Origin of the sequence: Peribacillus sp. NPDC058075, from assembly GCF_042885195.1 — a bacterium.
GTDB lineage: Bacteria > Bacillota > Bacilli > Bacillales > DSM-1321 > Peribacillus.
The window spans coordinates 2111360-2135469 of the sequence record NZ_JBHVSL010000001.1 but is presented as its reverse complement, the minus strand read 5'-3'; the positions used below and the strand labels follow the sequence as shown (position 1 = coordinate 2135469).

Below are 24110 nucleotides of genomic sequence, written 5' to 3'. Positions count from 1 at the left end.
CTTTTTCGAGGGAGGAAATATACATGCTGCAAAAGATGACATTTCAGTCACTGTTGAATAAAGGAATGAAACGATTCGGCGAATTGCCGGCTATTACCTTGTTGCCAAACGGTGAAACGCTAACCTACGGCGAGTTATGGAAAAAAACAGAACTTATCACTTCTTATCTACTTCGTTTAGGTGCAGGAAGGGGTGTCCGCATAGCGACCATCATTCCAAACAGTTTGGAAAGTGTGATGTTTGGTTTGGCCATCCAGCAATGTGGAGCCACCTTAGTGCCATTAAGTGAAAAACTGGGGAAACGAGAAATACAATTCATTTTAAAGGAAGCAAAACCAGAAGTGGTAATAATAGCTACACAGACACACTTTGACACCTTTTTTGAGTATTTGGAAGAAATGAAGAAGGAAGATGTCCATGTCATTGGGCTCCCAGGCTTTCATATTAATTATCCGGAGGAGTTTGAACAGTTTCAATGGCCTCGCGACATAAATAATCTAGACTTGCCATTAGCGGAAGAGGAAGACATAGCCCTTCTGTCATATACAGGCGGGACAACGGGTACACCAAAAGGCGTCATGCATTCCCAGAAAGGACTCGGCGCCGCCATACTTTCTGCCGCTATCGAAGACCCTCTGGACGACAGTGACCGGGTATTGCTAAGTACGCCCATTGTGCATTCAGCCGGTTCATTACTTTGGAGATCCCTTGTTTCGGGCGTCCATGTCCATGTGATGGGCTCATTCGACGCTGCAGCATTCATACAGGCGATAAAGGAACATAAAATCACGACGACATTCATGGTACCGACCATGTTATACAGGCTCCTTGATCAGACAAAGAAGATGGAATATGATATGAGCTCCATGCGCAATATCTTCTACGGCGCGTCACCAATTTCTCAAAAGCGCCTTAAAGAAGCTTTTGAAGTATTCGGGCCTATCATGCGCCAGCAATACGGCATGACAGAATGCAATATTGTCATTGCCAGACTATCGAAGAGCGCTCATGTATGGGCTTATCATAACAATTCTGAAATTTTGAAAAGCTGTGGGAAACCATGCATTCTTACCGAAGTTCGACTGATTGATGAAGATGGAAATGATGTAAAACCAACCGAGCTTGGAGAAATAATCGTAAAATCACCATCCATGATGGCAGGCTATTATCAAAGACCGGATCTTACCCAACAATACATCCGTGATGGCTGGTTCTACACTGGGGATATTGGTAAATGGGATGAAAGCGGTTACCTTTATATTGTAGATCGGAAGAAAGATATGATCATTTCAGGCGGGATGAACGTATATTCTTCAGAAGTTGAGCGGGTGGTGAACCTGCACCCATCTGTTGCATTAAGTGCTTGCATAGGTGTTCCCCATCCAGATTGGGGAGAAGTAGTGTGTGTCGTTGCATCACTGCAAGAAGGGCTGGACTGTACTAGTAAGGAATTAATTGACTTTTGCAAACAAAGAACCTCAAAGTATATGGTTCCTAAAGTAGTCTATTTTCTTGATAAGTTTCCATTAACGCCGATTGGAAAAATTGATAAGAAAGAATTAAGAAAGAAGTTTGCACAAGGTATTCTAACGATCTAGCAACAATGACACCTATAGCAAATAGAAGATAGAGCAGAGGAATGCAAAAAAAGCCTCGCACGATAACCTGAGATCAGGACGTGTGGGGCTTTTTTGTGCTATATCCAAGGTGTGTTTGGAACCGCGGCGGGTCCTGCGTATTATATGGAAAAAGCGTTGAATGCACGCTGGATGGGCATCACGTTCGCTGTGTTGATTTCGCTTACATTTGGACTAGCTTTCAACTCGGTACAAGCCAATACGATTACGAGTGCATTCAATGAATCGTTTGGGATTGAAAAGTGGGTTACGGCAATCATCTTGGCTTTGGTCACGGCTGTCATCATTTTTGGCGGGATCAAAATGGTTGCAAAGGTCTCTGAAGTCATCGTTCCGATCATGGCAGGAGCCTATGTGATAGTGGCATTGATTATCATCATCATGAACATTACCGAGTTACCCGGTGTCTTTGCTTTGATTTTTCAAAGTGCATTTGATGGAATAAAAGAAGTGGCTGGCGGAGTACTGGGAGCTGCCATGATGCAGGGAATCAAGCGCGGCCTATTTTCAAATGAAGCCGGGATGGGTAGTGCACCAAATGCTGGTGCCACGGCTGATGTCAGTCATCCCGTCAAGCAAGGTCTCATTCAGTCTCTAGGTGTTTTTGTCGATACGCTCATCATTTGCAGCTCGACAGCCTTCATCATTTTGTTTTCAGGTCTTTATACATCGAAGGAAACGGATGGAATCGTCCTTACCCAAAATGCCCTTGGAACGGCATTGGGATCGTGGGCCGGTATTTTCCTTGCCATTATTGTCCTGTTATTCGCTTTTAGCTCCATTGTTGGCAACTATTATTATGGAGAGTCGAACATCGGCTTCATCAATGAAAATAAGGTTTGGCTGAATATCTATCGTATCGCAGTCGTAGGGATGGTGATTTTCGGTTCGCTTGCCTCACTGGATTTTGTTTGGGGACTGGCTGACTTGCTGATGGCCCTTATGGCCATTATCAACCTGATCGCCATAGCATTATTAGGGAAGATTGCATTTGCTGCACTGGCGGATTATCAAAAACAAAAGAAAAGTGGGAAAAATCCTGTCTTCCATGTGAACAATATTAAAGGTTTGAAGAATGTGGAATGTTGGGGTGACCCATCCGATTATGTGGATGGGAAGAAGGAAGCCTAAACTCTCAATAAGCTTACATGTAAAGTCCTTGAAAGGGGATTTTACTTGTAAGCTTTTTTTCCTTTTTCCTCCTTTTTTTACATGATTGAATATTGCTTCATTTTTTACACAAAATACCTTTGACTTTTATAATGCTGTCAAAATGTTTGGATAATTTAAAAACTAGGAGTGAATAAAATGGATAGCAAGCAATCAAAAAATGAATCTTCAGAAGTTGCCGGAAGAATATATGATGTCAGCGATTATAAACGGGAAGATCCATTGTCCTCTGGGCTGGCCAGAACTCACGAACAAGTCTCCGATACTTATGCGGAAGGCGAAATAAAGGCAGTCATTGATGATGTAAACGGAAAAGATATTGAAATTGCAAAAGAAAGATCTAAAGAAGAAAGGTAATAAAATATGATTTTTTAGAAAGAATTATGGCCTCTATTTTATAGAGATCTCGGTTTTCTCCCCTAGCTTTTGGAAATATGAACAAGAGCTAGGGGATACTTAATTAATAAATTCTTTCTGTCTCCAACTTTTGAAGCAATTGTTCCTTCGTTCTTGGAAAAAAGTCCCTTTCAGCAGCGCTCCTTGATTGAAGTAGTGCTTGAAACATTTCAAAAACCCACGGTTTCTCCAGATGTGCCTGCAGCAAAACGTCTTCATCATGGAAAACGGAAATAGGATCCCCTTGGTATATGACCTTACCATCGTTCATGACAACGACTTCATCAGCCCATTGATAAGCTAAATTAACATCATGTGTTGATAGAATAATCGTTTTCTCAGTGTCGTGGATACTGTCCAGCAGAGCCATGATCTGTCTAGAGAAATAAGGATCCAATCCAGCAGTAGGCTCGTCCAAGAGCCAGACATCGGGTTCCATGGCGAGTATCCCCGCAATAGCGACACGTTTTTTTTGCCCAAGGCTCAAAAAATGGGTAGGTCTGTCTTTCAGTTCCGTTACTTCCGTTTGGGCCATTGCCCAATTTACTTTCTCCTGAACCTTCATTCTATCCCATCCTAAATTCATCGGACCAAACGATATATCCTGTTGAACATTAGCGGAAAAGAGCTGCGAGTCGGGATCTTGAAAAACAATCCCGACTTGCTCTCGTAATGATAATAATGACTTACGGTCATATTTCATTTTCTTGCCCTTAAATCTGATTGTTCCTGCCGTAGGTTGTAAAAGACCATTTAAATGGAGGAATAAAGTCGATTTGCCGGCACCATTATTGCCTAATAACGCTATCTTTTTACCATGTTTAATCGTTAGCGACAGTTCGTTTAAAGCGAACGTTCCATCTGCGAATTGATGGGTGAGGCCGTCTATATGAAAAATATGCTCGTCCATTGTTGGGTTGCCTCCAATTTACAAATATCCATTAATAAAGATTAAGCTTCCTAATATTACAATCGCGATCAGCCAATTGCGTGAGGAATATGTGTAACTATCCTCGATATAGGAAAGGTTCTCCTGATAGCCTCTTGCGTTCATGGCCATCGTCAATTGTCCAGAGCGCTGCAATACTCCTAAAAATAAAGACGAGATTAGTAATCCGAGAGTTCGTATGCCTTTCCTTAACGAAACATACCCCAGCCGTGAAGCTTGTGCTTGGTGAATGGCCAAAGCTGTATCTAAAAAAATAAAAATGAAGCGATAGGTCAATTCTATTAAATCGATCAATAAGGAAGGTACTTTAAATTTTCGCAGCACGGATAGGATGACGGTAATCGGTGTAGTTAAGGTAAGGAAATATAAACAGCTGATGCTGCCGAATACGACAGTGATCAAATTGGCCACTGTACCGACGCTGTCATCGCTGATGAATATTTGCCAGTTCCCGACCTTCCAGGACCACCATATATTCGATATCGATGTAAATTTATTTGTGAAAGAAAAAAGAATGGTAATGGTTCCCGATAGTATAAAAAATCCTGGCAATAGAAGTAATTTCAGATAATAGGAAAGCGGGATTTTTGCCGCAAAAATGATTAAAGCGCTCATCACCGTAAAAGTGATGAGCGAAACGGTCATATCCCTTACCGTTAACGAAAACAGCAAAAGGGAAAGTGCAAAAACCATCTTTTCCAACGGATGTACATCCTTTAGCCCATTGAAATAGGCATATTTATCAATGAGTAACATGCTTCGATTTTTCGGGAATTTCTTGTTTGGTTTGCTTATTCCTTTGTCTCGTTACACCTATGAAATAACCGATGAAACCAGCTCCGATTGCAGCTTGCAGCGCAAATAATAAGCTTTCGGTTTCTGCACCTGGCGGTTCCCAAATACTGTTGAACCATGGCTTGTATTCCGGATGGATCTTAGTGATGGCTTCCTCAGCTTCGCCGTCGGCACCGCCAAATTCCGTTCCTTGTTGGGTGATTAACGGTATGGTTGCAAGAATGACAACCAGGAAAAGCAGCAGTAGACTTTTTTTCATATTAACGGGCCTCCTTTGATAAAACTCGCAGCAATTTCAATTCACCTAGATTGTATTTTTTCAAGAAATTCATCACGACGACTGTCAATAACCCCTCACTGATTGCCAAGGGAATTTGGGTCAGGGCAAAAATGCCTGCAAATTTACTGAAAGAAGCCATGAATCCTCCTACCTCGGATGGAAAAGCAAGAGCAAGTTGAACGGAAGTGACTACATAGGTTCCCAAATCTCCAAAAGCAGCCGCCAAGAAAACGGCAAGTGAAAAAGACCACCCCAATTTAGTTGCGCCCTTGAAGACGAAGTAAGCAATGAACGGTCCGCAAACGGCCATGGAAAATGCATTGGCCCCTAATGTCGTCAAGCCTCCGTGAGCCAGTAAAACAGCTTGAAATAACAGAACGATGGAGCCGACGACACTCATGGCCAATGGCCCGAATAATATGGAACCCAAACCAACACCGGTAGGGTGTGAGGAGCTTCCCGTAACGGAAGGAATCTTTAGGGCCGATAAAATAAATACAAATGCACCCGATAGGCCAAGTATCATTTTAGTTTCTGGATTTTCCCTTACTTTGGACCTAATGGACCGGTAACCCAAGATTAAAAATGGAAGCGTCAAAGCCCACCAGAATATAGCCCATTCAATGGGTAAAAAGCCCTCCATGATATGCATGGCCATTGCCCGGTTCGGGACAAAAAGCAGTAAGATGACAAAATAAATGATTTTCCAATTGGTTCTTTTCATTCTTTCTCCTTTCAACACTTTTAAATTTTTCTGATCAATCTTGAGAAGAAAAGCAGCGCCCAACATAAAAAGCACTTCTCTCAAAGGAAAGAAGTGCGTAATGAACAGGAATTTTGCAGCATGAACCAACCATGGGCCATTCTGCCTGATCCGCACGCCCATCCTCGTAGGCTGAAACAGTTTCACGCTTCATGGCAGGTCTCCTGGCTTTGGATCATCATCCCATTACATCCTTCCCATCTCATTTGACAGTGGATTAAAGTTAAAGTAATAGGACTTCCCTTTACAGTGGCGGGACCGCACCGGATTTTCACCGGCTTCCCTTTTAAGCTGAATTCCGAGAAATTCAACACCATGAAACTTATGTAATTATTTTGAAAATTTTCTTGTATAGTGTACCATAAAGAAATAATTCCAGCTACACTATCTTTTTTTTTCGGACGAAGTTTGTTGCAAGGAAAGGATTTTAACTGGTTTTACACGATTAAACTTTTCTAAACAGTCGGAATAAACTATTGAATTTTGAAAAAGTTGTTATATGATAGATTAAGTTAGTTAGAAATGTATAATAAAACCAAATAATTCATTTTAAAAGTGCCCTTGTGTCAATAAGCAAGGGATAATAGGGAAATCGGTGAAAATCCGATGCAGCCCCCGCTACTGTAAACGCTGATGAAATTGTCGATAGCCACTGGCATTGTTGCCGGGAAGGGACAAAGTAAAATGAAGCGTAAGCCAGGAAACCTGCTTTTAAAATTGCATGATACTTTTCGGAGGGAAAGGTAGAAGGACTATGACGATTTTGGGAGGATTTGGCATGCTTGCCTTTGGCTCCTCATTCATATAGTTTTTTTAAACCTTGACTCTTATGTTAAGGTTTTTTATTTTGCCTTTTCCCTGAACGCAGGAGGAAGAAGATGACTACTTGGAACTTGAAGGGTACACATACACATCTGTTGATTTGTAATGGAAGCAGCTGCATGAAAAAGGGCGGGGAAGAAGTAACCCAAGCGATTCGCGATGAAATTACTTCAAAAGGCTTGGATCTGAAAATCCATACAACCAGGACACGCTGTAACGGAAGATGTAAGGATGCCTGCGTTGTGATTGCCTATCCGCAAGGAAACTGGTATCGAGTGGAAACGGCTGATTTCGGTCGGCAGATCGTCAGTAATATCGATGAAGGTGAGTTTGTTTCACAGATGATCTATCAATTCAATGATGGGGAAATGACACCTAATCCAGATTTTCCTGCTCATACGGGTATTTCAAAGAACAAAGCGTAAAAGGAGATGTCTTAATGAGTACAAACGGTAAATTATTCATCGTGGGCTTTGGGCCCGGGAATTTTGAACACATTACCAAACGTGCCGTCGAAGCCCTTCAAGAAAGTGATTACATCATTGGTTATAAAACTTATGTTGAACTCATTCAGGGGCTGCTTACAGATCAAACGATCATTAGTACGGGGATGACAGAAGAGGTATCACGTGCACAGGAAGCAGTGAAACAAGCGGAGCTGGGAAAGAAAGTGGCGGTGATTTCCAGTGGGGATGCCGGAGTTTACGGGATGGCAGGGTTGGTTTATGAAGTATTGATTGAAAAAGGCTGGAAAGAAGAAACTGGAGTGGGCATTGAAGTCATTCCTGGCATTTCTGCCATCAACTCATGTGCGTCTTTACTTGGGGCACCAGTCATGCACGATTCATGTACGATCAGCCTCAGTGATCATTTAACCCCTTGGGAACTGATTGCTAAAAGGGTTGAAGCGGCTGCGATGGCAGACTTTGTCATTGCACTTTATAATCCGCGCAGCGGCAGGCGGACCCGGCAAATTGTTGAAACACAGAAAATTCTCCTTCGCTACCGTTCGCCCGATACACCTGTCGGGTTGGTGAAAAGTGCTTATCGCGACAGGCAGGATATTGTCATAACCAATTTGCAGGAAATGTTGAATCACGATATTGGAATGTTGACCACCGTCATCATCGGTAACTCATCCACCTTTTTATATGATGACAAAATCATCACACCAAGAGGCTATCAGAGAAAATATACTTTGAATTCGGAAAAGCAAACATTGAAGCCGCATCAGCGACTGCAAAAAGAAGCGGAACCGTGGGCATTAGATCAAGAAGCCTTAACCGAGTCCGCTGGAGGAGTTGGATTGCTTACAAAAGCACCAGAAAAGAAGCCAGCTTCCTTTGAAATGGCAATGGAGGCCCTGGCAAGAGTCAAGGGTCAAACCGTTAAGCAATCCATTCAGCCGATTGTTCAGCAAAAAATGGAGTCGGTATTCGAACTTGCCGTTAGTCCAGGTGTGGCGAATAAACAATTCACTCCCAAGCAAATGATGACACTTGCGGAAGTTGTCGGGGAAAAGGGAACGATGGAATACACGCCAAATCATAAAATCGTTTTGAAGATTCCGACAACGGATCCGGAAGTCATTACGGGGAAATTGCAATCAGCAAACTTTCTTTTGTCGCCGATTGGAGATGTACTGACATTAAAAGCTTGTGATTTCTGTGATGGTGAAAAAGCGGAATCCATTCCTTATGCGGATGAAATACACAGGGTGCTTGGCGGAATGAAAATGCCCAAGGAACTGAACATCGGTTTTAATGGGTGTGGGATGGCTTGTTATAGTGCTGTGATGGATGATATCGGGATTGTCTTCCGAAAAGGGAAGTTCGACTTATTTCTTGGAGCTAAACCGGTTGGAAGAACAGCCCATCCGGGTCAGCCGGTTGCGGAAGGCATTGAACCGGAACAGCTTGTTGAACTGATCACGGACATTGTCGGGGAGTATAAGCAAAATGCTCATCCAAATGAGCGGCTCTTTAAATACTTCAAACGTTTGAAAAAGATACAGAATTTTTCTTATCAGGACATCGCTCCCAAAATAAACATAGAGCCTGCGCCTTGTGAAGACTAATCAAGAGGGGGAAAGTAAATGAAAGCAGTTTTGTTCGTAGGACATGGAAGCCGGTTGGCTTCGGGAAATGAAGAAGTCCGTCATTTTATTGAAAATATGATTCCGGCAATGGACGAGCGTTTCCTGGTGGAAACGTGCTTCTTGGAATTTGCGGCACCGAATATATCCAAAGGAATTGATAATTGTGTAAAACGAGGGGCTACTGAAGTTATCGTCATACCCATCATTTTATTGCATGCAGGACATTCGAAATTACATATCCCAGCTGAAATAGAGGATGGGAAAACCAAGTATCCAGAAGTGAAATTCACATATGGCCAAACGATCGGGGTCCACCATGATGTATTGACGATCCTGACAGACCGTCTGGAGGAAGCGGGATTCGATACGGCCACTGAACATTCTGAGACAGCGATATTGCTAATTGGCCGAGGTGGCAGTGATGCTGATGCAAATAGTGATATATATAAAATTTCACGGTTATTATGGGAAAAATTAAACGTGAAATGGGTCGAAACTGCCTTCATGGGTGTAACGGACCCGCACGTTGATGAAGGTATTGAAAGATGCATCCGATTAGGGGCAAAAAAAGTAGTGATGCTGCCATATTTCCTCTTCACAGGTGTGTTGATGGAAAGAATGGAGGATATGCTGAAAGGCTATCAAGAGCAATACCATGATCGAGAATTCACTTTGGCAAAGTATTTTGGATATCATCCAACCTTACAGAACATTCTGCAAGAACGAGTAATTGAAGCCAGTGAAGGCAGGTCAAGCGGCGCGCGTGATTTGGAAAACTATCGTAAACATGTCGAGGAACATGGACATGCTCACCATCATCACCATCACGACCATGATCACGACCATGATCACGACCATGATCACGACCACGACCATGATCATCACCACGACCATGATCATCACCACGATCATGATGGGCAAGTGGTGGGGACATCAAAATGATTTTGTTCTTGGCGGGTACAAGTGATGCAAGGGAATTAGCGATTGAGATGCAGAAGGTAGGGTTCAAGGTTTTGGCAACTGTTGTAACTGAATCGGCGGCTAAGAGTTTGCAGGATGCTGGGATATCCACCCGGATAGGCCGATTATCGGCAGAAGATATCACCTCTTTAGTCTCTGCAAAAGGTTTTCAGGCTGTAGTCGATGCAAGTCACCCATTTGCCGAAGAAGCATCCAAAAACGCCCTTAACGGAGCAAAGGCAGCAAATGTTCCTTATATTCGTTATGAGCGTGAAAGTCAACGGTTTCAGAATGATAAATTGATAGTTGTCCGTGATTATGAGGAAGCTGCCAAGCTTGCCGCTGCAAAACGGGGAGTCATCATGCTCACGACCGGAAGTAAAACACTATCCGTGTTCGCAAAAGAATTGGTAGGGCTCGAGAATACCAGAGTCATAGCGAGAATGCTGCCACGCATGGACAATATGGAAAAATGTGCACAGCTGGGCATCGAACAAAAAAATATCGTTGCGATTCAAGGGCCGTTTTCCAAAGAATTGAATAAAGCCCTATATGAACAATATGGGGTCACATTGATGATAACGAAAGAAAGCGGCAAGGTCGGTGCGGTTGATGAGAAATTGGAAGCCGCGTTGGAATGTGGAATTGAGACGATCATGATATCTCGACCGGATGTTGACTATCAGAATGTTCATTCCAGTTTTGAACTTGTCATTGCCGAGTTGAATAATCAGTTAAATGAAAAATAGGAGGAATACAAGATGGATTTTAAAACGGATTTTAAACCACTAACGGTAGACCCTGACAAAATATATGATTATAGCTTTTCAATCATCGCTGAAGAAATGGGGAATCATGATTTTTCTGAAGATGAATGGAAGATCGTCCGCCGGGTCATTCATGCTTCAGCGGATTTTGAATTGGGAAGAAGTGTCATCATCCATCCAAATGCCATTCAAGCTGGTGTGGAAGCCATTCGCAAAGGCAGACATGTCATTGCGGATGTGCAAATGATCGAGAGCGGTACAGGCAAAAAAAGATTTCAAAAACACGGCGGGGACGTTCATTGCTATATTTCAGATCCGGATGTGATGGTCGAAGCAAAACGTTTGAATACGACAAGGGCGATCATTTCGATGCAAAAAGCGGTAAAAGAAAATGAAGGGGGCATTTATGCGATCGGCAATGCACCTACCGCTTTACTTGAGCTCATTCGCCTTATTAAAGAAGGGATTGCAAAACCGGACTTAATCATTGGAATGCCTGTTGGGTTTGTTTCTGCAGCAGAATCAAAAGAGGAACTCGCTAAGATCACAGAAGTGCCATTCATTACGAATATTGGCCGAAAAGGTGGAAGTACTGTCACTGTTGCAGCATTGAACGCGATTTCCCTTTTAGCTGATAGTTAAAAAACATGGAAAAGAAAGTGAAAAAAGACCCCTCACAAATGCGTCATGGATATACGACGGGAGCATGTTCGACAGCCGTGACCAAAGCGGCATTGACTGCTTTGATCACGGGGGATGCACTAGAGGAGGCAACCATTTCCTTGCCAATCGGCCGAGATGCGACTTTCACTATTGAGAAATATGAAATATCGGAAAATGCGGTAAGTGCAGAAACGATTAAAGATGCCGGAGATGATCCCGATGCCACACATTTGGCCCATATCATCTCTACTGTCAGCTGGTCGGATGCACCGGGGATTATCTTGGATGGAGGGACCGGAGTTGGTCGTGTAACCAAACCCGGTCTTCCCGTTCCAGTTGGAGAAGCGGCGATTAATCCTGTACCGCGCAAAATGATTTTAACCACTGTGCAACAAACATTGGAAGAATTCAAGATCAATAGAGGAGTGAAAGTCGTCATCTCCGTGCCCGCAGGAGAAGAAATAGCGAAAAAAACATTAAATGGCCGCTTGGGGATTATAGGAGGCATTTCCATTTTGGGAACAAGGGGCACCGTCGTCCCTTTTTCCAGTTCCGCCTATATGGCAAGTATCGTCCAGGCTATCAGTGTCGCCAAAGCGAGTGGGTGTGAGCATCTTGTCTTAACGACTGGCGGGCGCAGTGAAAAGTATGCGATGGGCCTTCTCCAGGATTTACCTGAGGAAGCTTTTATAGAAATGGGTGACTTTGTGGGCTTCTCACTTAAGCAATGTAAGAGGCAGGGAATTAAAAAGGTATCACTGGTCGGCATGATGGGCAAATTCTCCAAAGTGGCCCAAGGTGTGATGATGGTGCATTCAAAAAGTGCCCCGGTCGACTTCGGTTTTCTATCGGAAATAGCCCAAAGCGTCGGAGCTGATGATGATCTTGTTCTTGAAATCAAGAATGCAAACACAGCGTCACAAGTCGGGGATATGATGTCAGCCATTAATAATTTTGACTTTTTTAATAAACTTTGTGAATCCTGCTGTCACTCTGCCATAAACCAAGTGAAGGGCGGCATTGAAATGGAAACAGCGATTTATTCGTTGAAAGGACAATTACTGGGAAGGGCTGTTGGAATTGAGTCAATCGATTAAATTAATCGGGATAGGGGATAACGGTCAGGAAAGCTTACTGCCTCAATATGCCCGATGGATAGAAGAAAGTGAAGTGCTGGTCGGAGGTGAACGGGTCTTATCCTTCTTTCCGAACTATTCTGGCAAAAAGATTGTCATAAAGGGCGGTTTGAAAAAGGTGGTGGAGCAACTGCAGGATGAAACTCGTCCAACAGTGGTTTTAGCTTCCGGTGACCCAATGTTTTATGGAATGGGAGGCTATCTTTCCAGCAAAATCAACATGGATGTTTACCCATATTTCAGTTCAATCCAGCTTGCTTTTGCAAAAATGGGGGAAAGCTGGCAAGATGCCTTCCTCGTTAGCATTCATGGCCGCAGTATGAAAGGGCTGGCCCAAAGGATTGATGGGAAAGCGAAAGTTGCCTTGCTTACTGATAGTGAAAATAGCCCCAATCAACTGGCAAAATATCTCCTTTCATTCGGAATGACGGAATACCGGGCATTTGTGGCTGAAAATCTTCAAGGGGAAACCGAAGAATCTGGCTGGTATGAAATGGATGAAATGATGGAGCGGGAATTCTCCCCGCTGAATGTCGTCATTTTGAAAAGAAAATCAGAAGGTCCAAGCTGGTCATTGGGGATAGAAGATGAAGAATTTTCGCAGCGTAAGCCAGACAAAGGACTCATAACCAAAAAAGAAATTCGGGTACTAAGCCTGCATGCGATGAAACTCCGGAAAAACAGCACCGTTTGGGATGTTGGGACGTGTACGGGCTCAATGGCAATTGAAGCGGCCAAGCTCGCATCCGAAGGTCAAATTTTCGCGATTGAAAAAAATGAGCCAGATTTAGAAAACTGTTATCAAAACCAACGTAAATTCCGTACCGATATAACGGCGATTCATGGTAAAGCCCCGAATGGATTGGAAAATTTTCCTGATCCTGATGCGATCTTCATTGGCGGGACTGGCGGCGAAATGGTAGAGCTGATCAATACATGCTGCAAACGGCTTAAAGAAGGCGGCAGGATCGTTCTTAATGCTGCGACGATTGAGAATCTTTACCGGGCTAATGAGGCATTTGCGGAAGCTGGTTTTCACACCTCCATCATGCATGCGCAAATCTCCAGAAGTAAGCCAATATTGGGAATGAACAGGTTTGTACCTCTTAATCCGGTTTATATCATTACTGCACAACGAAAGGAAGACATGAATGAGTAATCTTGGTACATTATATGGCCTTGGCGTGGGCCCGGGCGATCCAGAGCTAATTACAGTAAAGGCATTTCGCGTGATTCAGGAATCTCCGGTCATTGCGTATCCGAAAAAAAGAAAAGGGAGTAAAAGCTACGCCCATCGCATTGTTGAAGTTTACATTCGTCCTGAAGAGAAGGATATGCTGGGCCTTGTTTTTCCGATGACGAAAGATCAAGCCATTTTGGATCGGGAATGGAACGGAACGGTTGAAAAGGTTTGGCAAAAATTAAATGAAGGAAAAGATGTGGCTTTCGTTACGGAAGGCGATCCGCTTTTATATAGTACGTTCATACATATGATGAAATTGATGCAGGAGTTGCATCCCGAAGTCGAAATCAAGACAGTCCCGGGCATTTCTTCCTTTAATGGATCAGCGTCAAGGCTGGGCATCGCTTTGGCTGATGGTGATGATCATGTTGCGATAGTTCCTGCAAGAGATGATTATGAAGCGATGAAGAAGGCCATCGAAGATCATGATGCCGTGGTGTTCATCAAAGTCGCAAAGGTCATCGATTTAATGATTACCGTTTTAAAAGATTTGGACTTGCTTGAAAAGGCCTCGGTCGTAACCAAAGTCACTTCCGATGAGGAAGTGATTTGGAAAGTGAGTGAATTGGAAGGACTTGAACTAGAATACTTAACATTGATGGTGGTGAGAAAATGAAGATATATATTGTAGGTGCCGGACCGGGTGACCCGGATTTGATTACAGTAAAAGGATTGAACATTCTCCAAACGGCTGATGTGATTTTATATACGGATTCATTAGTGAATGAAGAATTGATTGCAAAGGCAAAACCCGAGGCCGAGGTGCTAAAAACGGCTGGAATGCATTTAGAGGAAATTGTTGGCATCATGGTTGAGCGTGTTAAAGAAGGAAAGATGGTTGCTAGAATCCACACAGGTGATCCTGCCATGTACGGTGCAATCATGGAACAAATTGTCCTTTTGAAGAAAGAGGGTATTGGTTATGAGGTGATTCCTGGCGTAAGTTCGGTATTCGCGTCAGCAGCGGCAATAGGAGCAGAGCTGACCATCCCTGATTTAACTCAGACACTCATATTGACGAGGGCTGAAGGGCGTACGCCTGTTCCGGAATTTGAGAAGCTACGTGATTTGGCAAGTCACCACTGTACGATTGCCCTCTTCTTGAGTGCGACCTTGACCAAAAAAATCGTTAAAGAACTCAAGGAAGCCGGTTGGAAGGATGATACTCCGGTAGCAGTCATTCAAAGGGCAACATGGCCGGACCAAAAAATCGTTCGTACCACGTTAGTGAACTTGGATGAAGATATGCGTCAAAATGGCATCCGCAAGCATGCGATGATTTTGGCTGGATGGGCGTTAGACCCTGACATCCATGATAAAGATGAATACCGTTCCAAATTATATGATGCGAGTTTTACCCATGGTTTCAGAAAAGGTGTTAAGCCATGATCATTGAACTGAAAGAAGCGGAACTTGCTCCCATTAAACGGTCTCATGCTTATGCGATCGTTGCGATTACAAAGCATGGTGTTGAGCTGGCAAGAAAATTACATACCGTTTTTTCGAATTCCGATCTATATTACATGAGCAAGTTTGAAAAAGGGGACGAAGAGCATAAACAGATCCAGCTTTTTTCGGGCAGTGTCCGTATGCTATTGCCAGCTTTATTCAAGGAATATAAGGGAATCATTTTAATTATTTCACTCGGGGCAGTCGTGAGGATGATTGCACCAATTTTGAAGGATAAGAAAACGGATCCAGGTGTCGTAGTCATTGATGATAAAGGGGAAAATGTTATCAGTGTACTGTCAGGGCATCTGGGAGGGGCAAATGAACTAACTAAGGAAGTTGCTGCAGCCCTTGATGCAAGAGCTATAATCACCACGGCTTCGGATGTACAAAAAACGATTCCTGTCGACTTATTCGGCCAGCGCTTCGGCTGGATTTGGGATTCTGCAGAAAAATTGACGCCAGTAAGTGCGTCCGTTGTAAATGAAGAGCATGTTGCCGTTGTACAGGAATCAGGTGAACGGAACTGGTGGTCTTATGAAACGGCGTTACCTGAAAGAATTATCGTGTACCCATCCATTGAAGAAGCGCTTCAAGCAAAACCGCAGGCAGCTCTGGTCGTGACTCACCGCATGCTCAAGCTGTCGGAAAAGAGGATCCTGGAAAATGGAATCGTATATCGTCCAAAGGTCATTGCTCTTGGTATTGGGTGCAATAGGGGAACGGCGGCTGCTGAAATTGAGCAGGTGATTGCAGAAACACTAGCAGATTTATCCTTTTCATTAAAAAGCGTTAAGGCGATCTGTACAATTTCTTTAAAGAAAGACGAACTTGGCTTGATTGAAGTAGTTGAAAAATATGGCTGGGAATTCGTGCATTATGAACCCGAAGAGCTTAATCAAGCCAAAATCGAAGCGCCATCTGATACAGTATTTAAATACACGGGTGCATATGGTGTGAGTGAACCGGCTGTGAGGATTTATACAAAAGCTGAACAATTGGAGCTAGTTAAGAAAAAATCGGGGAACGTAACCATATCAGTTGGGATCATTCCTTTTTAAGGAGGGAGAAACAAATATGAACGATAGAAGACTGGTAATTGCGGGTACCGGAAGCGGTGTCGGTAAAACGACATTGACCATCGGAATCATGGCAGCCCTCCAGAAGAAAGGCTATACCGTTCAAGGGTTCAAATGTGGTCCTGACTATATTGATCCTACTTATCATACTGCAGTTACAGGACGGGTTTCACGCAATCTGGACAGTTGGATGTTTGAACATGACACTGTTCGAGAAATTCTTAACAAAGCAGGTGCCGGAGCTGATATATCGATCATCGAAGGAGTCATGGGCTTCTACGATGGCAAAAGTCCATTAGCCAATACAGGATCGACGGCTGAAATCAGCATCATCACGCAAAGCCCTGTCCTGTTGGTAGTCAACTGTGCCAGCATGGCACGGAGTGCAGCTGCCATTGTAAAAGGATTTCAGGACTTTTTGACCGGACCGAACATCATTGGGGTCATTGCCAATCAAGTGGGAAGTGCAGGTCATTACAAAATTGTCAAATCAGCCATTGAGCAAGAATGCGATGTACCGGTGCTCGGTTATATGAAGCGGGAAATGGATATTGATATTCCAAGCCGTCATTTAGGTTTAATTCCTGCTATTGAACGCGGGGAACTAAATCCGTTTTTCGATAAGCTTGCACAATTAGTCATGGAAACGATCGATATCGAGCAGTTGTACCGTTTATCCAAGACAAGCTCCGTTACCAGTGTAGAATCAAATATTTTTCAACCCAAAAATGAAAATGACGTGTGCATTGCCGTCGCAAAAGATGCAGCCTTCAATTTTTATTATCAGGAAAACCTTGAGCTGCTTGAAGCATATGGGGCAAACATCAAGTATTTTTCTCCATTAAAAGGGGATGAAGTACCATTGGATGCTGATGGATTATATCTGGGAGGCGGTTTTCCTGAGGAATTTGCAGCTGAACTTTCCGGTAACGTGGATGCTATCTTATCCATCAGAAGCTCCATTGAAAAGGGGATGCCGACTCTTGCGGAATGTGGCGGTTTCATGTTTTTGAGCAAATCGATTGAAACAACTTCCGGAGAAACGCATCAGATGGCAGGAATGATCCCGGGCAGGATTAAAATGCAGAAAAAGCTTGCAGCACTTGGGTATCGTGAAATTAAAGGAACTCCAGGCAATTTCTTGATCAATGAAATGGAGCAGGCAAAAGGTCATGAATTCCACTACTCGACATATGAAGCGGATGATGATCTTGCACATGCTTATGAAGCCAAAGGCAGATTCGGTTCGAAACAAGAGGGGTGTGTGTTGGGCAACCTTGTTGCTGGGTATACCCACTTTCATTTTGCTTCCAATCCAACACTTGCTAAAAACTGGATCGATGCTTGCTTGAAACAAAAAAACAGATCTGCCCATGAAACTATCAACTGGGAAAAAGGTATTTTTTGAAGCTTAAGAGGAGGCGCGAGCATGAAACCGGGAAAAGTTCATCTGGTCGGTGCGGGTCCCGGAGATCCGAAACTGATTACGGTATATGGGCTGGAATGTATCCAAAAGGCGGATGTCATTGCATATGACAGGCTTGTCAATCCAGAATTATTAACTTATGCAAAAGAAGATGCAGAACTGGTGTATTGCGGGAAATCACCAGGGAAACATCATCTCATTCAAAATGAAATACATGAACTTTTAGTGGAAAAAGCCTTACAGGGGAAAAACGTCACCCGTCTGAAGGGTGGAGATCCGTTTGTCTTTGGGCGGGGCGGTGAGGAAGCGGAGATACTGGCTGCTAACGGGATTGAATATGATATCGTCCCAGGAATCACGGCGGGAATCGCAGCACCGGCTTATGCGGGCATCCCGGTGACCCACCGTGATCATGCCTCAAGTTATGCCATTGTGACAGGCCATGGCCGTGATTACAAGGGCCAGGATAACCTGAATTGGCAGGCATTGGCTCAAGGGATCGATACCATTGCCTTTTATATGGGAATAGGTAATATGCCGTTCATCTGTGAAAAATTGATGGAGCATGGCAGGGACGGCAATACGCCAGTGGCTGTCATTGAATGGGGCACGACAGCTAAACAAAGGACGATTACCGGTACTTTGAATTCGATTTCTTTGAAGGCTATAAAAGAGGAAATTCAAAATCCATCAATCTTTCTAGTAGGGGATGTCGTCCAATTAAGAGAAAAAATCAAATGGTTCGAAAGAGTGATTGATTCAGAGTCCATAATTGAAGGGAATGAGTCGGAATGTCCATCATTCAAGAATTGAAGGAACGCCGGGCAATAAGGAATTACGAAGAAAAAGAAGTGGAAGACCAAAAAATCAGGCAGCTATTGGAAGCGGCTACCTATGCCCCTAACGATCGATTGCGTGAACCTTGGAGTTTTTATGTAATCAAGGGAGAAGCGAAGCACCGTTATGAAAGATTGGCAGAAAGGTATTTATATGAACGCTTTCCGACCAAACCAAAATTGATTGACAGTTCACTGGAAGTTGTAAACACGACACCGCTTATCATTGTCGTGACTTCTGATATTTTACCTGACGATCCAGATTCATCTGAAGACAATATTTTCGCTTGTTGTTGTGCCGTCCATTCGATGTGGCTTGCCGCAAAAGAACTTGGTCTCGGATTCGTTTGGCGCACTAGAGGAGTGGGTCTTGTCAGGGATGAACGCCTGCACGAATTTATCGGTTCACCGGAAAACAAAAAAGTGATCGGCACCATTTTTGTCGGATACCCTAAAGGCGATCAACCGGTTCCAGCTACTAAAAGGACTTCATACATAGAAAAAACAGTTTGGCTATGAAGGTAGGTGAGTGAGTGGCACGCAGAGGATTAATGCTTATTTATACAGGAAACGGGAAAGGGAAGACGACTGCCTCATTAGGGGTGACTTTGAGGGCAATCGGCAGAGGAATGACTGTTAAATACCTTCAGTTCATAAAATCTCCAGAGCGTACATATGGGGAAGCATTGGCTTTGAAAAAATTAGGAGTTGAAATGGAACAGCTAGGTATTGGTTTTACATGGACCAAAACTCCAGAAGAGCATCGCAACGCATTATCGTTAGCTTGGGAAAAGGCAAGACTGGCCCTTAGTGATCCCGGCATTGATTTACTTGTTTTGGATGAGTTGAACAATGCATTGGCGATTTCCAAATTCCCGATTGAAGATGTCTTGCCATTAACTGAAGTCATCGATGCGATTCGAAATCGTCCCGCTCATATGCATGTAGTCATTACCGGCAGGGATGCCAGACCAGAGCTTATGGAAATGGCCGATTTGGTTTCATCGATTGATGCTACCAAGCATTATTATGACGAGGGCATTGGCGCTGTCAAAGGATTAGAGTTTTAAGGGGGTGAGCGTAATGAAGGCACGATCCATCATGATACAAGGGACGTCGTCTGATGTAGGGAAAAGTTTGATTTGTACCGCATTTTGCCGGGTATTTTCCAATAAAGGATTACGTGTCGTCCCATTCAAATCACAAAACATGGCTTTGAATTCTTATGTAACCTTGGATGGCGGTGAAATCGGACGGGCTCAGGGAGTTCAGGCGGAAGCAGCACGGATCACGGCAACGACCGATATGAATCCGATATTACTGAAACCGAAGCAGGATATGGTTTCGGAAGTCATCGTGCACGGAAAGCATTTTCTTGATATGAATGCAAAAAGCTATCGGTCCCAATTTGTCCAGGAAGCCATGCCCATCATCCGTAAATCGGTCGAAAAACTTCAAGAAGACTATGACATCATCGTACTCGAAGGGGCAGGAAGTCCGGCTGAAATTAACCTGAAGGACCGGGATATAGCGAATATGCGAATGGCTAAACTCACGGATGCGGCTGTCATTTTAGTGGCCGATATTGATCGTGGCGGAGTATTTGCATCCATTATCGGGACACTTGCCCTATTGGATCAAGATGAACGAGATAGTGTAAAGGGCATCATCATCAATAAATTTCGTGGCATGCGTGAATTATTGGACGATGGCATTGAATGGTTGGAAAAGGAAACCGGGATTCCGGTTCTCGGGGTGCTGCCCTATCTAGACGTGAATATTGAAGCGGAAGATTCACTTGCCCTATCTTCCTTACGTTTTAAAAAACCTAAAAAGGCTGAGTTTCCGATCGATGTTGCCGTCTTGAGATTTCCGCGGATCTCCAATTTTACAGATGTAGATCCTTTTTTTGATGAACCCGGAGTAGGTGTCCGCCTGGTAAGCACTGTCCATGAGTTAGGTAATCCCGATCTGCTAATCTTGCCGGGTACAAAAAACACGATGGAAGATTTAGAGTGGTTGAAACGTATGGGATTGGATCGGGCCATCGATGAATTGCGGAAACGTGGAACGATGATATTTGGCATATGCGGCGGTTTTCAAATGCTAGGGACAAAACTTTTTGATCCCGACGCGGTCGAGGGTGACGGTGTGAACGCGGAAGGGCTTTCGCTTCTTCCGGTGGAAACCATTTTTCAAGCAGAAAAGAAAACGGTACAAATGGAAGGTGTCCTTTCTGCCGGGATAGTGGAAGGTCAAATGAATCTTAACGGTTTCGAAATCCATTTAGGCAGAACGACATTGAAGTCACAAGCAAGGCCCTTTCTTTTATTGAAGGATGGAAGAGAGGATGGAGCCATTTCCAATGACAGCAAGGTAATGGGAACATATCTTCATGGGATATTCCATAATCGCTTGTTCACTAGATTACTTGTTAACCAAATTCGACGGAACAAGGGGTTGGAAGAGGTGAAGGAGAACGTCCAAAGCGACTCGGAGCGCAGGGAGGAAGCTTACAATCTCTTGGCTTCCCATTTGGAGGAAAACATTGATATGGATACGATCTATCAATGGCTGCAGCTGGAAACTGCAGAAAGTTGAAAAGGGTCATTCGGTTAATGTTGATCATAGCCCTTTTAGCTTGAAAAAAGATCAATTTAGAGCGATAATTCCTTTTATTTAGCCATTTTAAGTGACAGAGGCATACAAGATATGTTATGTTGTCTACTCTACATACTTTATACAAAATAAGAGGATGAGGTGTTCATATGAATAAAACAGAATTAGTGAGCAGTGTTGCAGCACAAGCTGAACTGACAAAAGACGACGCAAAAAAAGTAGTGGACGCATTGTTTGAAACAATCACGGCTACACTTGCTAAAGAAGAAAAAATCCAATTAGTTGGTTTTGGTACATTTGAAGTGCGTGACCGCGCTGCCCGTACAGGAAGAAACCCGCAAACTGGTGAAGAAATTCAAATTGCAGCTAGTAAAGTACCCGCTTTTAAAGCAGGTAAAGAATTAAAAGAAGCTGTAAAATAAAAGAGTAACGAAAAGAACCTGGCGATGCAATATTCGCCAGGTTTTTTTGTTTACTGTCATGCGCTTCGAAGAAGAAAAAAAATCATTTTTATTTATTTGTGCCATCATCTAACGAAGGAATATAGGGAGTTCTCATGATCAACAATGAGAGAAGCCCACTTCATGAAGCGGTAATGGAATGTAACATAATTGAAAAAAATTATAGTACTTATTAGTAAGGTTTATACTGTGTCTATGTTAGGCTAAGTAATAACAAGTTGTAAAACCAATATAAAAGAGGTGAAAGATATGCTGAAGAAAATAATGAAAAAAATCAAACAGCTTTCCCAAGGCAGCAGTGAGCGAAGACATGGTCATTATCGCCGAGGCAGCAGCAGCAGCCGAGGCTACAAAAGGTATCCCATGAGTGGAAGTGACCGCTACAAGAGAAAAGGGCGCGGCAGTAGCAGTTAATTCAATTTCTTAGACTCCAATGCATCCTGCAGGTCCATTGAGATTTCTTTAATATCTGAATAAGGTTCTTGGATGCTTAATAACCTTTTCAGTACATGCACGGTTTCTTTTTCCAACGAAAGCTCTTCTGTCCAAGGAAGAGTTTTTTTACTTTTGGAGGCGTACGTCGTATAAAGTACATATAGAAGTATTTCCCCCAAGTCGTAAAAATCCTGCCTTTTCAGCTGCAGCGTGGATTCATTAGTAAAATCCGCTGAATTGAACATTTTAGACAAACCAAAGTCTATCAAAATGGGCTGATTGTTCTTTAGTAAAATATTTGGTATACGTAAATCTTGATGGAAAATGCCATGGTCATGTAGATAAGATACTAAACCGACCAGCTCATCCAGAAAAAATAGAGACTCTTTCTCATTGAATGTTCTATGATTCAAGAAAATATGGTCTTCCAAATTATCTCCTTCTATGAAATCCATCACAAAATAAACATTTCCTTCATATGAAAATTTCTCGTGAAATTTGGGGATGTTTTTGTGGTTTAACATTCGTAATATGGAGATTTCATTATCAAACTGTTGTAGCTCTTTTTTGCTGCTTCGTTTACTTTTCCGGAGCTGCTTGATCACTATATTTTCATTCATTTTCAAATCATTGCAACGATAAACAATACCGTAGCTTCCTGTACCGATTACAGCCTTTACCTCATAGCGGTCATTCAAAACCACACTCTTTTTTAAAGGAATATCCACAATCAATTGGTAAAACTTTCTAAAGGAACGCAAAATTGAAACTTCCCTCACCACTTTCATTTATTTGAATCAAGCACACATATAACCATTTTGATGAACTGAACATGGATAGTTTAACATTGATTTTTGATCATGCGGTAATGAAAGTCTTTACTTCGGGGAGTTCTTTTATAAGATGATTAATAAAATATGGATCATATGCCTATCGTAATGATTTTTGCCAATGAAAAAAGCAAAAAAAAATTTTCGTAATTTCATATTATGAAATTTGAGCAATAATAAAATTTTTAAGTTAACTATAATGAAATCATAATCAAAGAGTAGGAGGTGACAAGTTGGATGGGCGCGAGTTGAGAAATTGCTTTGGTACATTCCCGACAGGAGTTCCGATAGAGCGTTGGTTTGATTGGGTTTCCTTGGATCCTCCGCTTACTTAATTGTCAATTCATAAAAAAGCAAAAGCCTGAACTGGCATGAAAGAAAAATCTTTTACCATTGAACAGGGATCCATTGCTTGGAAATTTGCGGGCAGCATCCAGGGAACACTTGAAATCGACTGCGATAACAAGGGGGTTTCTAATGGAAGTGTTGCCTGGATGGATTGCAAACCATGGAAAGAGAATGATGCTGGTGATCATGTCAAGCATCCAGATAAGATAGCGATTATCGATAAAAAAAGTAGTTTTACTTACAAGCAGCTTGGTAAGTTGGTCGATCGAATCGCATTGGGTCTCTTGCATATAGGATTGGGTAAGGGGGATCCTTGATAAGAGTCCTACTGCGCTAAAAATGCTCAAATATTCCTTGCAGCTAGAGTAGGATCAAGTGGAGAGGCAGTTTATTCGGCTGCAAAGGGAGGGGTGATTGCCTTCACAAAAACGATAGCAAGAGAAATGGCACGTCACAAACTCAACATCAATTGTATTGCGCCAGGTCCTGCTAATACGCCCCTATTTCAAGAAATAGGCTCTTATAATGAAGGTATAGCAGGCGCCTTGGAAAAAGCGATTCCATTCCGCCGGCTTGCACAGCCAGAGGACATTGCTAGTGCTGTTGCCTATTTCGTTTCGGAAGATGCAGGATATATTACGGGGCAAACACTTTCCGTAAATGGTGGATTAACAATGGTTTAAACGATCATGGTAAGGGTGTTATGCAAGATTGAAAGGTTAGTAACCATAAATCATTAAGTTGAAAACTTTTTCTAATACGTTTGACAATTGGATTTATCGTGTTAATATAAAGGCAAATGAAATTTAATATACAATTTGTACCACTAGGGGTGCTTTATAGGTGAAAGTTGATTTTTACCGCAGAAGCTGAGATTAAAGTATGACTTTAAGACCCTTAGAACCTGATCTGGTTTATACCAGCGTAGGGAAGTGGGGTCTGGAACAA

The 24110-nt window shown here is 42.9% G+C and carries 27 protein-coding genes, 1 pseudogene and 3 riboswitches; of the genes and pseudogenes, 22 read left to right on the top strand and 6 right to left on the bottom strand.

Annotation, left to right across the window (positions count from 1 at the left end; all coding sequences use genetic code 11):
- Positions 1 to 23: 23 nt before the first annotated feature.
- The 3 genes and pseudogenes from ACFVS1_RS10590 (at position 24) to ACFVS1_RS10580 (ending at position 3164) form a co-directional block, all read left to right on the top strand.
- Positions 24 to 1598, top strand: coding sequence for a class I adenylate-forming enzyme family protein (locus tag ACFVS1_RS10590; RefSeq protein ID WP_387547106.1), 1575 nt, complete (start codon positions 24 to 26; stop codon positions 1596 to 1598).
- A 117-nt stretch (positions 1599 to 1715) separates the two neighbouring features.
- Positions 1716 to 2768, top strand: a pseudogene (locus tag ACFVS1_RS10585) (alanine/glycine:cation symporter family protein); the annotation flags it as partial.
- Between the two features lie 177 nt (positions 2769 to 2945).
- A complete protein-coding gene (locus ACFVS1_RS10580) occupies positions 2946 to 3164 on the top strand; it encodes a YozQ family protein (protein ID WP_387547103.1) in 219 nt (72 codons plus the stop codon).
- A gap of 103 nt (positions 3165 to 3267) precedes the next feature.
- Here the strand turns inward: ACFVS1_RS10580 and ACFVS1_RS10575 are convergent, their stop codons facing one another.
- The 5 genes from ACFVS1_RS10575 to ACFVS1_RS10555 all read right to left on the bottom strand — a co-directional run bounded on the left by ACFVS1_RS10575 (position 3268) and on the right by ACFVS1_RS10555 (position 6144).
- Positions 3268 to 4113, bottom strand: coding sequence for an energy-coupling factor ABC transporter ATP-binding protein (locus ACFVS1_RS10575; RefSeq protein WP_387547100.1), 846 nt, complete (start codon positions 4111 to 4113; stop codon positions 3268 to 3270).
- Positions 4114 to 4131: 18 nt separating this feature from the next.
- Positions 4132 to 4908 carry a cobalt ECF transporter T component CbiQ gene (gene cbiQ, locus ACFVS1_RS10570; protein ID WP_387547097.1) on the bottom strand — a complete coding sequence of 259 codons (777 nt, stop codon included), beginning with the start codon at positions 4906 to 4908 and terminating at the stop codon, positions 4132 to 4134.
- On the bottom strand, positions 4895 to 5206 hold the full coding sequence (locus ACFVS1_RS10565) for an energy-coupling factor ABC transporter substrate-binding protein (RefSeq protein WP_133345719.1): 312 nt from the start codon (positions 5204 to 5206) through the stop codon (positions 4895 to 4897). The genes cbiQ and ACFVS1_RS10565 overlap by 14 nt, the downstream gene beginning before the upstream one ends.
- A gap of 1 nt (position 5207) precedes the next feature.
- Positions 5208 to 5951: an energy-coupling factor ABC transporter permease gene (locus ACFVS1_RS10560; protein WP_352924700.1), complete on the bottom strand. Its 744-nt coding sequence runs from the start codon at positions 5949 to 5951 to the stop codon at positions 5208 to 5210.
- A 34-nt stretch (positions 5952 to 5985) separates the two neighbouring features.
- A complete protein-coding gene (locus tag ACFVS1_RS10555) occupies positions 5986 to 6144 on the bottom strand; it encodes a hypothetical protein (protein WP_387547093.1) in 159 nt (52 codons plus the stop codon).
- Positions 6128 to 6323: riboswitch (cobalamin riboswitch) on the bottom strand. It overlaps the preceding gene by 17 nt.
- A gap of 203 nt (positions 6324 to 6526) precedes the next feature.
- Positions 6527 to 6717, top strand: a riboswitch (cobalamin riboswitch).
- A 151-nt stretch (positions 6718 to 6868) separates the two neighbouring features.
- Here ACFVS1_RS10555 and ACFVS1_RS10550 point away from each other — a divergent pair.
- From ACFVS1_RS10550 to ACFVS1_RS10470, 17 genes are all read left to right on the top strand, one after another.
- Positions 6869 to 7237, top strand: a complete 369-nt coding sequence (locus ACFVS1_RS10550) for a (2Fe-2S) ferredoxin domain-containing protein (protein ID WP_387547090.1) — start codon at positions 6869 to 6871, stop codon at positions 7235 to 7237.
- 14 nt (positions 7238 to 7251) lie between these two features.
- Positions 7252 to 8889, top strand: a complete 1638-nt coding sequence (gene cobJ, locus ACFVS1_RS10545; protein WP_387547087.1) for a precorrin-3B C(17)-methyltransferase — start codon at positions 7252 to 7254, stop codon at positions 8887 to 8889.
- A gap of 18 nt (positions 8890 to 8907) precedes the next feature.
- A complete protein-coding gene (locus ACFVS1_RS10540; protein WP_387547083.1) occupies positions 8908 to 9852 on the top strand; it encodes a sirohydrochlorin chelatase in 945 nt (314 codons plus the stop codon).
- Positions 9849 to 10619 (top strand): precorrin-6A reductase, encoded by a 771-nt coding sequence (cobK, locus tag ACFVS1_RS10535; protein ID WP_387547080.1) that lies wholly within the window; start codon positions 9849 to 9851, stop codon positions 10617 to 10619. The genes ACFVS1_RS10540 and cobK overlap by 4 nt, the downstream gene beginning before the upstream one ends.
- A gap of 12 nt (positions 10620 to 10631) precedes the next feature.
- Positions 10632 to 11279, top strand: a complete 648-nt coding sequence (locus ACFVS1_RS10530; RefSeq protein WP_034312499.1) for a precorrin-8X methylmutase — start codon at positions 10632 to 10634, stop codon at positions 11277 to 11279.
- A gap of 5 nt (positions 11280 to 11284) precedes the next feature.
- On the top strand, positions 11285 to 12397 hold the full coding sequence (locus ACFVS1_RS10525; protein ID WP_387547076.1) for a cobalt-precorrin-5B (C(1))-methyltransferase: 1113 nt from the start codon (positions 11285 to 11287) through the stop codon (positions 12395 to 12397).
- Entirely contained in the window at positions 12381 to 13595 is a 1215-nt protein-coding gene (gene cbiE / locus ACFVS1_RS10520) for a precorrin-6y C5,15-methyltransferase (decarboxylating) subunit CbiE (protein WP_387549287.1), read from the top strand. The genes ACFVS1_RS10525 and cbiE overlap by 17 nt, the downstream gene beginning before the upstream one ends.
- Positions 13588 to 14295: a precorrin-2 C(20)-methyltransferase gene (gene cobI, locus ACFVS1_RS10515; protein WP_098371853.1), complete on the top strand. Its 708-nt coding sequence runs from the start codon at positions 13588 to 13590 to the stop codon at positions 14293 to 14295. Before cbiE ends, cobI begins: the two co-directional genes overlap by 8 nt.
- Positions 14292 to 15068, top strand: coding sequence for a precorrin-4 C(11)-methyltransferase (cobM, locus tag ACFVS1_RS10510; RefSeq protein ID WP_387547073.1), 777 nt, complete (start codon positions 14292 to 14294; stop codon positions 15066 to 15068). Before cobI ends, cobM begins: the two co-directional genes overlap by 4 nt.
- Positions 15065 to 16189: a cobalt-precorrin 5A hydrolase gene (locus ACFVS1_RS10505; protein ID WP_387547070.1), complete on the top strand. Its 1125-nt coding sequence runs from the start codon at positions 15065 to 15067 to the stop codon at positions 16187 to 16189. Before cobM ends, ACFVS1_RS10505 begins: the two co-directional genes overlap by 4 nt.
- A gap of 16 nt (positions 16190 to 16205) precedes the next feature.
- Entirely contained in the window at positions 16206 to 17615 is a 1410-nt protein-coding gene (locus tag ACFVS1_RS10500; protein WP_387547067.1) for a cobyrinic acid a,c-diamide synthase CobB, read from the top strand.
- A 21-nt stretch (positions 17616 to 17636) separates the two neighbouring features.
- Positions 17637 to 18446, top strand: a complete 810-nt coding sequence (gene cobA, locus ACFVS1_RS10495; protein ID WP_387547064.1) for a uroporphyrinogen-III C-methyltransferase — start codon at positions 17637 to 17639, stop codon at positions 18444 to 18446.
- A complete protein-coding gene (locus ACFVS1_RS10490; protein WP_352924720.1) occupies positions 18425 to 18988 on the top strand; it encodes a nitroreductase family protein in 564 nt (187 codons plus the stop codon). The genes cobA and ACFVS1_RS10490 overlap by 22 nt, the downstream gene beginning before the upstream one ends.
- Before the next feature lie 14 nt (positions 18989 to 19002).
- Positions 19003 to 19539: a cob(I)yrinic acid a,c-diamide adenosyltransferase gene (locus ACFVS1_RS10485; RefSeq protein ID WP_352924722.1), complete on the top strand. Its 537-nt coding sequence runs from the start codon at positions 19003 to 19005 to the stop codon at positions 19537 to 19539.
- A gap of 13 nt (positions 19540 to 19552) precedes the next feature.
- Positions 19553 to 21070, top strand: coding sequence for a cobyric acid synthase (locus ACFVS1_RS10480; RefSeq protein ID WP_387547061.1), 1518 nt, complete (start codon positions 19553 to 19555; stop codon positions 21068 to 21070).
- Positions 21071 to 21237: 167 nt separating this feature from the next.
- Entirely contained in the window at positions 21238 to 21510 is a 273-nt protein-coding gene (locus tag ACFVS1_RS10475) for an HU family DNA-binding protein (RefSeq protein WP_063233522.1), read from the top strand.
- Positions 21511 to 21798: 288 nt separating this feature from the next.
- Positions 21799 to 21963, top strand: coding sequence for a hypothetical protein (locus ACFVS1_RS10470; RefSeq protein WP_170974019.1), 165 nt, complete (start codon positions 21799 to 21801; stop codon positions 21961 to 21963).
- Here the strand turns inward: ACFVS1_RS10470 and ACFVS1_RS10465 are convergent.
- Positions 21960 to 22745: a protein kinase domain-containing protein gene (locus ACFVS1_RS10465; RefSeq protein WP_387547057.1), complete on the bottom strand. Its 786-nt coding sequence runs from the start codon at positions 22743 to 22745 to the stop codon at positions 21960 to 21962. The genes ACFVS1_RS10470 and ACFVS1_RS10465 overlap by 4 nt on opposite strands.
- Before the next feature lie 440 nt (positions 22746 to 23185).
- Between ACFVS1_RS10465 and ACFVS1_RS10460 the strand changes: the two genes are divergently transcribed.
- Positions 23186 to 23479, top strand: a complete 294-nt coding sequence (locus ACFVS1_RS10460) for an AMP-binding protein (protein ID WP_387547054.1) — start codon at positions 23186 to 23188, stop codon at positions 23477 to 23479.
- A 30-nt stretch (positions 23480 to 23509) separates the two neighbouring features.
- Entirely contained in the window at positions 23510 to 23845 is a 336-nt protein-coding gene (locus ACFVS1_RS10455; RefSeq protein ID WP_387549286.1) for an SDR family oxidoreductase, read from the top strand.
- 135 nt (positions 23846 to 23980) lie between these two features.
- A riboswitch (TPP riboswitch) is annotated at positions 23981 to 24110 on the top strand.